Source organism: Bradyrhizobium mercantei, assembly GCF_001982635.1.
Lineage (GTDB): Bacteria > Pseudomonadota > Alphaproteobacteria > Rhizobiales > Xanthobacteraceae > Bradyrhizobium > Bradyrhizobium mercantei.
Genome location: NZ_MKFI01000003.1, coordinates 903,682 through 915,625, shown reverse-complemented (window position 1 = coordinate 915,625; position 11,944 = coordinate 903,682). Strand labels below are relative to the sequence as shown.

The window sequence follows — 11,944 nt, the reverse complement described above, 5'->3', positions numbered from 1 at the left end:
GAAGCGCTATTGCTGCATCCACGGAGGCATGCGGAACTCTCCGTCCGCATACTGCTTCGGGTAAAACAGAACCCGCTTGCCGTCCCAGATCTGGAAGAACTGGATGGGAATTGAGTCGTCACCTTGGTTGGCGAGATGCGTTTTCGCGTCAAAGGAGAGCTTGCCACTTACGATCTGCTTCCGGCTCTCGCCAATAGCCTTGCCGATAGCGAGCCGCTTGGTCGGATCCCCAACCTTCGCCAGGGCATCGGCATAGACCATGACCTCCTCGTAGAGCGCCGGCCCGTACGTGCCTGGTTCGTGGCCGTATTTGTCCTGATATTTCTTGATCACCTCGGCAGCCCGCGGGTTCGCAGGTGTGTTGAGCGTGCCGCCCAGCAGGTTATAGACGACGCCCGTGGCCTGCTTGCCCGTCAACTTCAAGAATTCGGGGACCGAAGGCGCATACTGGATGAAGACCAGGCTGTCCGTCGGCTGCTCGAGAAACTGGGTCAGGAATTTCCCGGCGTTGCCCGGCTGATAGTCGGTATTGATGATGACGGCTGGATTATCCTGGCGAACCTTGGCCATGAATGTCCGCCAGTTGTCGATCTCACCGAACGGCAGAAGGTCTGCCGAGGTCACGGTCCAGCCCGCGCCCTCGAAGCTCTTCTTGAGCCCGTTCATGATGGTCTTCGAATAGGGATTGTCCGAAGAGATCAGGGCGACCTTCGTATTCCGCAGCCTGAGCTTGCCATCTGCAAGTAGGCGCTTAACTACCGGGACCATGGCCGTATTGTACTCATCCAGGGACGGGGCCATTGACCAGACAGTCGGGAACTTGTCCGGATGGGGCGCGATGATGTCCCGCGTCTGAGCCGAATTCGCCCAGATCAGGTACGGCATATCCTGCTCGGCCATGGTCTCGATTTCAAAATTGCTGCCGCTGGCGTAGCCGGTGAGGATGGCGTTCAGGTCATGGTCACCCGCCAGACGTTCGATCGCGCTGGTCACCGCATCGGCGGACTGGTTCTGGGTGTCACCTACGACCACCTGCAGCTTGTAGCCAGCCACCCCGCCGGCTGCATTGATTTCGTCAACGGCGAGCTTGGCGCCGTCGATCATTTCGTTTCCATCCGCAGCCGAGTTTCCGGTCAGCGGCGCGAGGATACCGATCTTGGCAATTCTACCAGCAGAATGGGCAGGCGCTGACGCGGCGAGCGCAGCAACAACCAGACAGGTCAAAAGACTATAAAGCTTCATTGTAGCAGTCCCTCTTTCACTGCGCTTGTTTACTCATTTTGCGAGCAATCATTTGATTCCGCACCAATCGATGATTCCGGCGGCCAAGGTTTTTGTTGTTTCCTCCAACGAGGCGATATCCACATACTCGTCGGCGCCGTGGAAACCATCCCCGGTTGCGCCGCAGATCACGGCATCAACTCCCGCGCCGGCGTAGTGCGCCGCGTCGACGACGGCAATCATTCCAGAGATCTTGGGCTTGCCGCCCAACTGGGTTCGACGCTGCAAAAGCGACTGCACAAGCGGATGATCTGGCGCGGTATCCATAGGCGGAAAATGCAGGCCACCGAGCTCCCATTGCACCTTGATCGGATTCTTCTGCAACCAAAGATCCTGCTGGCAGAAGTGGTGGACGAACGCTTCGAACTCAGACCGGATCTCTTGCTTGGTCTGGTGGGGCAGGAATTTGTAGTCGAGGTCGATAACCGCCACATCCGGAATGATGGCGGGATTGGTCATGATGAGCGGCAATCCGTCTGGCCCAAGCCCCGCGCCAGCGCGCATTGCCCCGACATTGATCGTATTCATACCGGGCGGCAGCAGCGGGTGTTGACGCATGCGGCACCTCGAATATTCGAAGTTCCTGAGCGCTTCCAGAAAACGGGTTGCAATATCGATCGCATTCACGGCTGGCCGCAGCCGATCAGGTGCATCACGCTGCGGCCAAATCTCGTTGTAGCGCCACGCCGAATGGCCTTGCCGACCGGTGATGGTGATGCGTATCCATTCCAGGCCGCCTTCGCAGACCTGGATATCACCCATCGTTAGTTCGGTGATGATCGCCGCCTTGGCGAGATAGCCGCGCTTGACGGCGTCTATCGCACCAAAGCCGCCAGCTTCTTCATCGACCACCGAATGGAGGGCAACACGTCCCTCAAGTTCGATACCTGCCGCCCTGATGCCCCGGATGGCAGCAATGGCGGCTGCGACGCCGCTCTTCATGTCGATGGCACCACGCCCGTAAAGCTTACCATCCTTGATCTCGCCCCCGAAAGGGTCGACCGACCAGGTGCCGGCCTCGCCGACCGGCACCACATCGATATGGCCGCACAACAACAGGCTACGCTCTTCCAAGCCGGCGAGTTGACCGATGACGTTAGGCCGGTCCGGAAAGACGTCCCACCGGTCGATCGACATACCAAGCGACGTGAGTTCTGATTCAACCAGGTCTTGGACGGCGCTCTCGCGGTTCTGGCCTGGATCATTGACGAACTTCGGATTGACCGATGGTATTCGGACAAGCCTTTGGGTGAGCTCAGTCGTGTAACTCCGCTCGCGATCGATCGCGTTCCAGGCGGCCTTCACTGCAGCGTCTATATTTCCCATTTGGAACCCCTCCCTATGTCAGCACAGATATTGCTTCGCCCATGGCGGCCAACGCGCGGCCGCCAGTCTCATGGATCAGCGTGTCTGGGCGTGCGACGCGATAACGCCGCGCCGCCGCAATGCTTATTGCTTCATCCAGGGCGGCATGCGGAATTCGCCGTCCGCATGCTGCTGCGGAGAAAACAGGACCCGCTTGCCGTCCCAAACCTGGTAGAACTGGATCGGAAAGCCGTCGTCGCTTTGGACGGCAAGATGCGTCTTCGGATCGAACGAAAGCCTACCCTGCGCTGTCAGCTTGTTGATTTCACCGATGGCTTTTCCGATCGCGAGCCGCTTCTTCGGGTCGCCAACCTTCTTCAGTGCGTCGGCGTAGAGCATAACCTCCTCGTAGACCGCCGGTCCGCTTGAGCCCGGCTCGTAGCCGAATTTGGCGTGAAACTTGGTATTGATCTCAGCCGTGCGCGGGTTTTTCGGTAGCGTTCCGCCGATGAGATTATAGATGACGCCCGTTGCCTTCTCGCCGGTCAATTTGAGGAATTCCGGAATGTGCGGTGCGTACTGGATAAACACCAGGCTGTTGGTCGGCTGCTCGAGAAACTGGGTCAAAAACTTTGCTGCGTTGTCGGCCCTCGGGTCGGTATTTATGACGACTGCCGGGTTGTCCTGCCGGACCTTGACGAGGAACGTTCGCCAGTCGCTGATTTCCCCCGTCGGCAGAAGGTCAGCAGATGTGACCGTCCAACCGTCTTCTTCGAAGCTCTTTTTCAATCCATTCATGATTGACTTCGAGTAAGGATTGTCGGTGGAGATTAGAGCCACCTTCTTGTTTTGCAGCTTCAACTTGCCGCTCTTTTCCAGGCTGTGCAGCACCGGAATCATTGCCGTTTTGTAGGCATCATAGGAAGCGTTCAACGACCAGACAGTCGGGAACTTGTCCGGATGGGGTGCAATGATCGCGCGCGTCGAGTCGGTGCTGGCGTAGAGCAGGTAAGGCATATCCTGCTCGGCCATCATCTCGATCTCAAAATTGCTATAGTCGGCATAGCCGGTGATGACGGCATTCAGGTCAGGGTCATTCGTCAGGCGCTGGACGGCGCTCGTGACCGACTCCACTGACATGTTCTGCGTGTCGCCAACGACGACCTGAAGCTTGTAGCCGGCCACGCCGCCCGCCGCATTGATTTCGTCAACGGCGAGCTTGGCGCCGTCGACCATTTCGCTGCCGTCGGCGGCGCTGCCTCCAGCGAGCGGCGCAATAACGCCGATCTTGCTGATCTTCCCTTCAGCATGGGCAGAGTTGGTCGCGATGAGGCCAGCAAACGCGAGACTCAGCCAAAGGCTAGAAAATTTTACGGTCATCGTTATATTCCCCTCTCCTTGATGGCACGTGCTGAACATCTTTGAACGGGTGCAAATCGACGAGTGCGGCCGTCGCGTTTTGGTTCAGGCGGCACCTCAGTCGCGAAGCATTACGATTCACTCGCTCTCGGCCGCTTATCCCGAGTACCTTCCGATCTCGTCGAGCAGCGCATCTGTATCGACCTGGCGACAATACCCCTTGATCGCTCGCAGAGTGTTGTCGTGACGGTCCTGGCTATAGGTGGCGCAGGCATCTGGTACGAGCGTCACGAGGTAGCCGAGATCGCAGGCGTCACGCACCGCAGATTCCACGCACTGGTCGGTAACCAGCCCGGCCAACACCAGCTGCTTAACCCCAAGATTGCGCAGCAGGTAATCGACGTGGGTGGACACAAAGACGCTCGAGGACGATTTCGGCAGCACGATTTCGTCGTCGCCGGGCGCGATCTCGTCGATAACCTTCCCGTCCCATGAGCCCTTTGGGACATTGAAGCCCGTGATCTTGTAATCGAGGCTGCGATCGCGACCATCCTTGGTGAGACTCTCGATCGTGGTGTAGAGTACTTCCATGCCTGCGGCACGAAACGCCCCCTGCAACCGCTGCATGTTGGGGATGGCAAGGTTATTCAAACGATCGAAATAATAGCCGTACTTGCCGGCAATCTCGGCGTCCGACACATCCTTGAACTCGCCGCCATCGCGTCGCACGCAAAAGTTCTGCACGTCGATGAACAACAGCGCCGACTGCTTCGGATTGAGCGGCATCTCGCGTGTCGTGGGAAAGTCAATCGTTGACATGCTTTTTCTCTCGCGCATCGATCAGCCCATCGGCAATCAAGCTCGCCCATCGGTGCTGCCCCTCGGGATCACCGATCAAATCGTTACGAATTTCAAGCAACAGGTGCAGCAAGCCGCGCGCCTCCCCGTGCACCGGAATCGTGTAGTCGCCCTCATCGTCGACGACATACGGCTCGTTATGTGCGCAGATCGTCGTTGGATTCCGCTCCTGAAAAGAGCCCAGGAAACGCTCGGCAAAGCTGCGGTCACGGTTGGAGAGCACACCGAGTTGCCAAGGTCGCTCGGGCCCTCCCGCCAGCCGCGGCGTAAAGCTATGCACGGCGACCAGGACCGCCGGCGAACCCGCCGTCGCGCGACGGTCGAGAAAGAGCGCCACTTCCCGATGGAATGGCTCGTGGATCTCCGCATAGCGCTGACGGCGATGATACTCCGCGAGTTGCAAATTGCCCGGCACGACTGTCCCATCGCTCACCTCCGGAACGCAATCGGGCGCGTTAAAGGGACGATTGCAGTCGATGACAAGCCGGCTATAGCGCTGCAGGAAAAGCGGAGCATCGAGGCGATCCGCAAGGCAACGCGCTACACCTTCGGCGCCGATATCGTAGGCAATATGCCCGAGGGTTTCGGCCGCGGGCAGACCAAGGTTCTTGAGACGCCCTGGAACAGCGACCCCCGCGTGCTCGCAAACCAGCACGAAGTCAGCACGTCCGTTGGCATTGACCAGTTCAACCGGGCGTGGGTCCGATGGCGAGAGCACACTCGGCAAGGTTTCTGCGTACAGCAACACGTCACCCGAAGTTGGTGCATGGCACCCAGCGCCACACTGAACTACCCAAGAGAACGAAATTCATAGATCAAAGTCAAACATTTTCTTTCATTTGACATATTATTTTCATAAGCCTATTGCCGGAACTCGGCTTTTTCCGACCCAGAATTTCTCAGGTTAGGTTGCGTGACACAGCAAGGGAGGACAGAGCGCGCTACGCCAACGGGCTCAACAACCGCGCGGAACTGGGCGAGCTTCCGTGCGGGCGCTTCCGAACTCTCGATCGAATGGAGAAGAGTATCGTGAGCGCCTCAGCACAGACCGGCTACTTGGACGCTGCCAGCGTCAAAGACTTCACTGACAGCCAGCCGCTCACAAGAGGCTCGCAGGGGCTTTATCCCTGCTCACCCGACTGCGGGAGAGGTCTGCGTGAGCGTACCCACACGAAGCGGCCGCGAGGCGCGCGGTCAGCATTCGCACTTCGCTTTTGCGCCTATCGCCGATACCGCCGGTTTCCTGGAGTTGGCGAAGCTCTCGCTTCAGATATGACCGGACGCGCGAAAGGCGCAGCGGGTACGCCTCAATGCATCGGTCGGGGAGGACTGCTGATCGTAACAGACGCCATGACATCGGAGCGGACGCTGGAAACACGACGACGAGCACAATAGCCGAAGGGCCCGTTTATCGCCCGGAACTCGGGTCAAGGACGGCGGCCATTTCAGACGCAGGACAAAGGATCAGTGATGCTGAAAAAAGGAAAAACGTTCGATGAGGTTCGAAATGGGTTCCGCTGGAATATCCCTGATTACTATAATATCGGTGCGGATATATGCGACAGGTGGGCCGATAAGGAACCCGGTCGATTGGCGATCATCGACGTGGAGCCTGGAAAACCCACTCGCGAATACAGCTTCGGCGACTTGAAGGCAATCTCCAACCGGCTGGCTAACGCCTTGAGCGCGCGCGGCATTGGCCGACGTGCCGGAGAGATGGGCGATCGGGTTGGGGTTATGCTTCCTCAGCGCTTCGAGACAGCAGTGGTGCATGTTGCGCTCGCAAAACTCGCATGCATCTCGATCCCGCTATTTACACTGTTTGGACCCGATGCCCTTCTACATCGCCTGGCAAATTCTGGCGCAAGAGCAATCGTAACCGACGCCTCGGGCGTCGAGCGAATAAAACCTCTTCTTCAGCGACTCCCTGCATTGGAGTTGATCATCTGCGTCGATGGCGCGATTGGACCGGCCAAGAATTACGCTGCACTTTGCGCGGCAGAATCAGATGTCTTCGAACCTGTATCGACACGCGCAGATGATCCAGCAATTCTAATTTACACGTCAGGCACCACAGGAAACCCTAAAGGTGCCCTACATGCCCACAGGGTTCTGCTGGGACATCTTCCGGGTGTTGAAATGAGCCACGAGTTTCTTCCTCACGACGGAGATCGTTTCTGGACTCCTGCTGACTGGGCATGGATTGGCGGTCTGCTCGATGTACTCATGCCAGCGCTTCATCATGGCATCCCGGTTGTCGCCTGTCGGTTTACGAAATTCACCGCAGAGGCAGCGTTCGAACTGATCAAGACCTGCCGAATTCGCAACGCCTTTTTGCCTCCCACCGCTTTGAAGATGATGAAGCTCCTGCCTAAGACCCAGACGCCCAAGGTGCGCCTTCGCTCGGTGGCAAGCGGCGGCGAACCGCTTGGTGCAGAATTGATCGAATGGGGGCGTGCGACGCTTGGGGTCACGATCAACGAGTTTTACGGCCAGACCGAGTGCAACATGGTGGTCTCTTCCTGTGCAGCGCTAGAGCCCCCCTTTCCGGGCAAAATGGGCCGGTCTGTGCCTGGTCACGTTGTTGATGTAATCGATGCTGCGACCGGCATTCGCCAACCCAACGAGACGGAAGGCGCCCTTGCGGTTTTATCTCCCGACCCCGTGATGTTCATCGGCTACTGGCACAATTCCGAAGGGACCCGCGAGAAGTTCGTAGAAGGGCCGGATGGGAAATGGCTTCTCACGGGTGACCAGGGGGTGCGCGATGCTGAGGGCCGGCTTCACTTTGTGGGGCGCAATGACGATGTCATTGGCTCCGCCGGCTATAGAATTGGCCCTGCAGAAGTTGAGGATTGCCTGCTTGCGCACCAAGCTGTCCGTCTTGCCGGGGTCGTCGCTAAACCGGATCCGCTGCGGGGGGCGGTCGTTGCCGCATATGTCGTGCTTAAGGATGGACATGTTGGATCAGATGCATTGGCTGACGACATTGCAAACTTCGTCAAGTCACGCCTAGCGGCGCACGAATATCCGCGTGTCGTACGCTTCATTGATGAGATTCCCCTAACAACCACGGGCAAGATAATTCGTGGCGCTCTACGCAAGATGGCGCAGGATGAGGCTGCAGCAGAGCAGGTCGCAGCGAATGGATGATTTCGCAGAGGCATTCGTTGGAATGGTTGGCGACTGTCGCAATTGAGGAAATTATTCTCGCAAGCGAGCCCGGAATGAGCGGGTGGGCCTAATCGCGCCTCTCAACGATCCCGTGAGAATCGAAACGGCTGGCTGCTCGTCTGCGCCCTCGCCTTCGTCGAAGCGCCGATCGTCAGAGCATCGGATGCGAACTGGATTGCAACGAAAAGTCTATCCGAGAGACTTCTTTGTCCAGCTTCCAAGAACCAGATCAACATACTCTTTCATTCGCCTAATACGCTCCGCTGGAGGAGAAGATGTACATTCATCCAAATGGTCTTCCAGCTTTTCAATGCGCATCAGTGCTTTTTTGCCCTGACAAGAAATACCACGAAATACCGGAATGGGCTTGACGCTTTCGATGTAAGTGCGGTGAGCGCCATTTCTGCCGCCCTTCGACAATCGAACGTTCAAGATCATACTTAAGACGAGGTGCGGCGCGGTATACCATCCCCACGTCAAGCTGCCCAAAGAATAGGCGATAACACCAATACGATCTGGATCCCTCTTTGTCCGGTAATATTCAAGCGGCTGAATAACGTGAGGATGATGACCCAGAATCAGGTCCACTCCCTCCTCAATCAATGAATGAGCGGCCTCGATTTGTCTGTACCGTGGAAAAAACTCAAATTCGTAGCCCCAATGAATTGACGCAACAATGAAATCACAACCTTGCGTCTTGCAATCCTCGATTTGCTTTTTGAGCAACGCCAAGTCCGTTGGGACGTACTTGGACAAGAGTCTCGCCGTGTGCACACGAAACGTTTCGTTCTCGGGCAACTGATGAGCATTGAGTCCAAATGTCGCCGATACGAACCCGATTGTAATTTGCTTCTTCGCAAGAATGTTTGCTCGCCCGTATTCCTCGGGGCGACGGGGAGCACCAATATCAACGATCCCGGTTTGGGTCATCGCTGTCCGGGTCGCTTCAATCCCCTCTATTCCCAAGTCCAATATATGATTATTGGCCGCGTTAAGAACTGTAAAATGCTTGCCCCGATGTTCGGTCAACGCAGCATATTGAGCGAATGAGCAACACATCATCGCCGTGCGTCCGTCACCTATGGCTCTTCTTACGACCTCCTCTTCTGCTACAGGCGATTCATAATTTGCGAATGAAATGTCAGCATCAAAGAGGGCAGAAGCAACCTTTTCAAAAAGGATGTCCTTGGAGAATTCGAGACCATCCGCCTGAATTAAATCACCAGATGCGCTCAGCGTCACCGAACTATCGCTCCTGAACTCATCCGGCAACTTCACAACCGAGTTGTCGTGTAGAAAAAGGGTCCCAGATACCTTGTTTTCTGATGCTATGATCGGCCTGGCGCTTTTGTAGAACCAGTACGCCATATCGGCAAATTCCATCTCCGCTAAATCGGTCGCGACATTCTGCAGCGGACGATCCCAGAGCCGTAACCATGTGGCGCATCGTACGGCTGCGCGCAGTCGGGCAGAGGCACGGAAAACCTCGGCAGGACTTGCGGGAAGATGACGCGGCATAAACAGATGTCTTTCGACTGGGAAGTGGATGGGGCTTTGTGATGACTGGCGGATCAATAGCTGTCGTCGGTGCGCTCAACTATTCGCTTGCGGGGTCCCCATCGACGGAATCCAATCCGATGGTCGCCTCCGCATCGGGATTTACCCGAATTGTTCTGACGCGCCCGTCAATCGGCGCGCAGATTGCGGTCCGATAGCGTCGGACCGAGCGATGGATATGCCCAAAAATGCCAGGACAATCGATCGGAAGACGCAAGTTGAGGTTAGATCCGTTGCTTGTGGTTTTCTCTTTGGCTGGCAGCGGTCGTTGGAACTCCTTCCTTCTCGGAAGTATTTCCGCAGATCTAGATAGGCCTTGGTGCACTCAGACTACATTGAGGGTCGCGCCTCGAAACTACCGACATCGATAGTTGATAATTGGACATCCGTGATCTGCTATTGAATCTTCACACTGCCGGGCGAGCCATTGCGGCTGCGCTTGGCGCCTCTTGCGTGCTCCGAAGGAGGGAACGGCACGCTTTGCACTTCATGGATGGCTCGGGACACCGTCGCGCGAAACAGCGCTGACTTGTTGAAGATCCAATGAGAAAGCACGAAAGAGCTCAATTGGTACGCTGCGTACGCAACTTTTCCTTTCGGTGCGTTCTCGATTGAATTACTTGAAGCCAGCAATGCGTAGACGACTGCGCATCATCTCCATTCGATGAGTAGGCGGATCATTCTCTAGCCTAGTCGCAAAATGTATATTCGAGATCCGCCGAGAGATCGGCGGTGCCATGCGGTAGTCTCGCTACCGCTGCCCTAACGGGCGTTTCCTCCCTTGACTTGGCCGCCGGTCCGATAGGATCGGCGGCTCCCTTTCGGTGTTAGATCAACGTTCCCATGATTGAGAAATCATGGATCAATCTGCACGCGACCGACGCGGTGCCCGGGCAGAGGCACCTTGTGTGATTGGGGTTGGAACAATTATGCAGCACAGAGGAGTGCAATTCCACATGCGAGAAGCGTTGCCGGGCGAATGGCACTACCGCTTTGAGATCGATGACAGGACGATCAGCGGAAAGACCCAAACGAAATTGCAGCTTCTTGCGGTCCGTCGGGTAAAGGATCGGATTAATCGTGAGCTGAAGCGCAACGCGGAAAGTGAAAGTTGATATTGGAGTGGACTCCTCTGGGCGAAACGCGAAGTCGCTCAACGATGGATGCCGTAGTTCGAATCGCCCCTTGCGCCAGTCGAGGCCAAAAAGTCAGTATTTTCAATATTAGCGGCTTTCGACTCACCAAAAGCGACTAACCGATATTCCCGGATGGCCAATTGCTATACTTCCGGTTCCGAGTTGATTCGAGAGAGCAAGGCAATGACACTCCGCGTTTTCAGAGAGGTCGGCAGCTCGCGCGTCTTGGTTACGCCGACCGAACGATTTCCGAAGGAACTCGATCCACGGCTGTGGCGGCTTGATGCCACCGGCTATCTCGACAATGCCTTAGCGGCTCAGGTTCGCCGCGATGGTCCTGTTTACGGTCGGCTCGTCAAGGACAACCGAAAATGACACGTGAACTAAACATCCGACTATTCAGACGCGGTAGATCATCCGACGGTATCGATGGATATTGGCAGGTTGGCTACGACTTTACGCTTTCGGATTTCGGCGGTGTTTTGCCGAATGTGGGTGACATGATTGCACCTTCAATAGAGGGCGCTCGCGAAATCGAGAAGCACAAGGTCTACACAGTCGAAAGTCGCTTCTTTCGACCGGCCGGCTCTCCACATCAGTTCATCAACGTGGGTCTCGTGGTGAGCGAGCGGAACGCTAGCAAAGAGGAAGAACACCTCATCGTCGGCGGGGGCTAAATGGCCGAAAACAATAGGCTGAGATCAATTCTCGAAAAGCAGGACGCCGCTGACCGCGCGCAGGTGGCCGAATTAGCGCGGCGGGCGATGGCTGATCACCGCGCCAAAGAAGCGAAAGCCCGAGCTGTAAACGAATGCCGGCGCTTATATCACGTCCTGGCACAGACTGTCGCGACGACAAATGCCGCAATGACCGGAGGCAGAAAACTCTATCTCCAACCTTACAATCCGGACGCAGACCGCACCGTCGGCGATGTAATCATAATGTTTGAGGACAAGTATTCAGAGGATGTTCAACGAAAGTGCGTGGTGGGTGTCCAGCTGGACGGAACGGTTTCAGTATCAATCAAGCCACAGAGTAAGGAATATCATTTAGACATTTGGACGGCGTCGATAGATCAGCTCGAGGGTATCGTCTACGACTTCATGGAGTTGAACATCGAGACGTAGTGAGACGATTCCACCGAATTGGCTAGCCGTTTTGGTGAACGAAAATTTTGGCAACAGTCACCGCAAGCTATTTTGATCGGTTACACAGCGAACGCGACGGATGATGTTTCCGCCTAACCGCAGTACCACGGGGGCGCCCTTCGGTTG

At 56.3% G+C, this 11,944-nt stretch carries 11 protein-coding genes; 5 read left to right on the top strand and 6 right to left on the bottom strand.

Annotation, left to right across the window (positions count from 1 at the left end; all coding sequences use genetic code 11):
* Positions 1-6: 6 nt before the first annotated feature.
* The 5 genes from BI327_RS17850 to BI327_RS17830 all read right to left on the bottom strand — a co-directional run bounded on the left by BI327_RS17850 (position 7) and on the right by BI327_RS17830 (position 5,548).
* Positions 7-1,242, bottom strand: coding sequence for an ABC transporter substrate-binding protein (locus tag BI327_RS17850; RefSeq protein ID WP_076862042.1), 1,236 nt, complete (start codon positions 1,240-1,242; stop codon positions 7-9).
* A gap of 48 nt (positions 1,243-1,290) precedes the next feature.
* Positions 1,291-2,607 (bottom strand): M20 family metallopeptidase, encoded by a 1,317-nt coding sequence (locus BI327_RS17845; protein WP_076862041.1) that lies wholly within the window; start codon positions 2,605-2,607, stop codon positions 1,291-1,293.
* A 123-nt stretch (positions 2,608-2,730) separates the two neighbouring features.
* Positions 2,731-3,966, bottom strand: coding sequence for an ABC transporter substrate-binding protein (locus tag BI327_RS17840; protein WP_076862040.1), 1,236 nt, complete (start codon positions 3,964-3,966; stop codon positions 2,731-2,733).
* Positions 3,967-4,101: 135 nt separating this feature from the next.
* Positions 4,102-4,764: an isochorismatase family cysteine hydrolase gene (locus tag BI327_RS17835; protein ID WP_076862039.1), complete on the bottom strand. Its 663-nt coding sequence runs from the start codon at positions 4,762-4,764 to the stop codon at positions 4,102-4,104.
* Positions 4,751-5,548 (bottom strand): N-formylglutamate amidohydrolase, encoded by a 798-nt coding sequence (locus BI327_RS17830; RefSeq protein ID WP_089025529.1) that lies wholly within the window; start codon positions 5,546-5,548, stop codon positions 4,751-4,753. The genes BI327_RS17835 and BI327_RS17830 overlap by 14 nt, the downstream gene beginning before the upstream one ends.
* 725 nt (positions 5,549-6,273) lie before the next feature.
* Between BI327_RS17830 and BI327_RS17825 the strand changes: the two genes are divergently transcribed.
* The gene (locus BI327_RS17825; RefSeq protein WP_076862037.1) at positions 6,274-7,956 is read left to right on the top strand and encodes an AMP-binding protein; all 1,683 of its coding nucleotides are present in this window, start codon (positions 6,274-6,276) and stop codon (positions 7,954-7,956) included.
* Between the two features lie 210 nt (positions 7,957-8,166).
* On the opposite strand, the gene BI327_RS17820 is transcribed toward BI327_RS17825, so the two are convergent.
* Positions 8,167-9,495, bottom strand: coding sequence for a CapA family protein (locus tag BI327_RS17820; protein WP_076862036.1), 1,329 nt, complete (start codon positions 9,493-9,495; stop codon positions 8,167-8,169).
* Between the two features lie 995 nt (positions 9,496-10,490).
* On the opposite strand from BI327_RS17820, the gene BI327_RS17815 reads away from it, so the two are divergent.
* The 4 genes from BI327_RS17815 to BI327_RS17810 all read left to right on the top strand — a co-directional run bounded on the left by BI327_RS17815 (position 10,491) and on the right by BI327_RS17810 (position 11,797).
* A complete protein-coding gene (locus tag BI327_RS17815) occupies positions 10,491-10,649 on the top strand; it encodes a hypothetical protein (RefSeq protein ID WP_347337677.1) in 159 nt (52 codons plus the stop codon).
* Between the two features lie 204 nt (positions 10,650-10,853).
* Positions 10,854-11,045, top strand: a complete 192-nt coding sequence (locus BI327_RS41755) for a hypothetical protein (RefSeq protein ID WP_143271634.1) — start codon at positions 10,854-10,856, stop codon at positions 11,043-11,045.
* The gene (locus tag BI327_RS41750) at positions 11,042-11,347 is read left to right on the top strand and encodes a hypothetical protein (RefSeq protein ID WP_143271633.1); all 306 of its coding nucleotides are present in this window, start codon (positions 11,042-11,044) and stop codon (positions 11,345-11,347) included. Before BI327_RS41755 ends, BI327_RS41750 begins: the two co-directional genes overlap by 4 nt.
* On the top strand, positions 11,348-11,797 hold the full coding sequence (locus BI327_RS17810; protein ID WP_076862034.1) for a hypothetical protein: 450 nt from the start codon (positions 11,348-11,350) through the stop codon (positions 11,795-11,797).
* The last annotated feature ends 147 nt before the right edge of the window (positions 11,798-11,944 follow it).

Bases quoted from the DNA above. Each gene is read 5' to 3' on its own strand.
- BI327_RS17850 (WP_076862042.1), bottom strand. From the start codon at position 1,242: ATGAAGCTTTATAGTCTTTTGACCTGTCTGGTTGTTGCTGCGCTCGCC.
- BI327_RS17845 (WP_076862041.1), bottom strand. From the start codon at position 2,607: ATGGGAAATATAGACGCTGCAGTGAAGGCCGCCTGGAACGCGATCGAT.
- BI327_RS17840 (WP_076862040.1), bottom strand. From the start codon at position 3,966: ATGACCGTAAAATTTTCTAGCCTTTGGCTGAGTCTCGCGTTTGCTGGC.
- BI327_RS17835 (WP_076862039.1), bottom strand. From the start codon at position 4,764: ATGTCAACGATTGACTTTCCCACGACACGCGAGATGCCGCTCAATCCG.
- BI327_RS17825 (WP_076862037.1), top strand. From the start codon at position 6,274: ATGCTGAAAAAAGGAAAAACGTTCGATGAGGTTCGAAATGGGTTCCGC.
- BI327_RS17820 (WP_076862036.1), bottom strand. From the start codon at position 9,495: ATGCCGCGTCATCTTCCCGCAAGTCCTGCCGAGGTTTTCCGTGCCTCT.
- BI327_RS17815 (WP_347337677.1), top strand. From the start codon at position 10,491: ATGCGAGAAGCGTTGCCGGGCGAATGGCACTACCGCTTTGAGATCGAT.
- BI327_RS41755 (WP_143271634.1), top strand. From the start codon at position 10,854: ATGACACTCCGCGTTTTCAGAGAGGTCGGCAGCTCGCGCGTCTTGGTT.
- BI327_RS41750 (WP_143271633.1), top strand. From the start codon at position 11,042: ATGACACGTGAACTAAACATCCGACTATTCAGACGCGGTAGATCATCC.
- BI327_RS17810 (WP_076862034.1), top strand. From the start codon at position 11,348: ATGGCCGAAAACAATAGGCTGAGATCAATTCTCGAAAAGCAGGACGCC.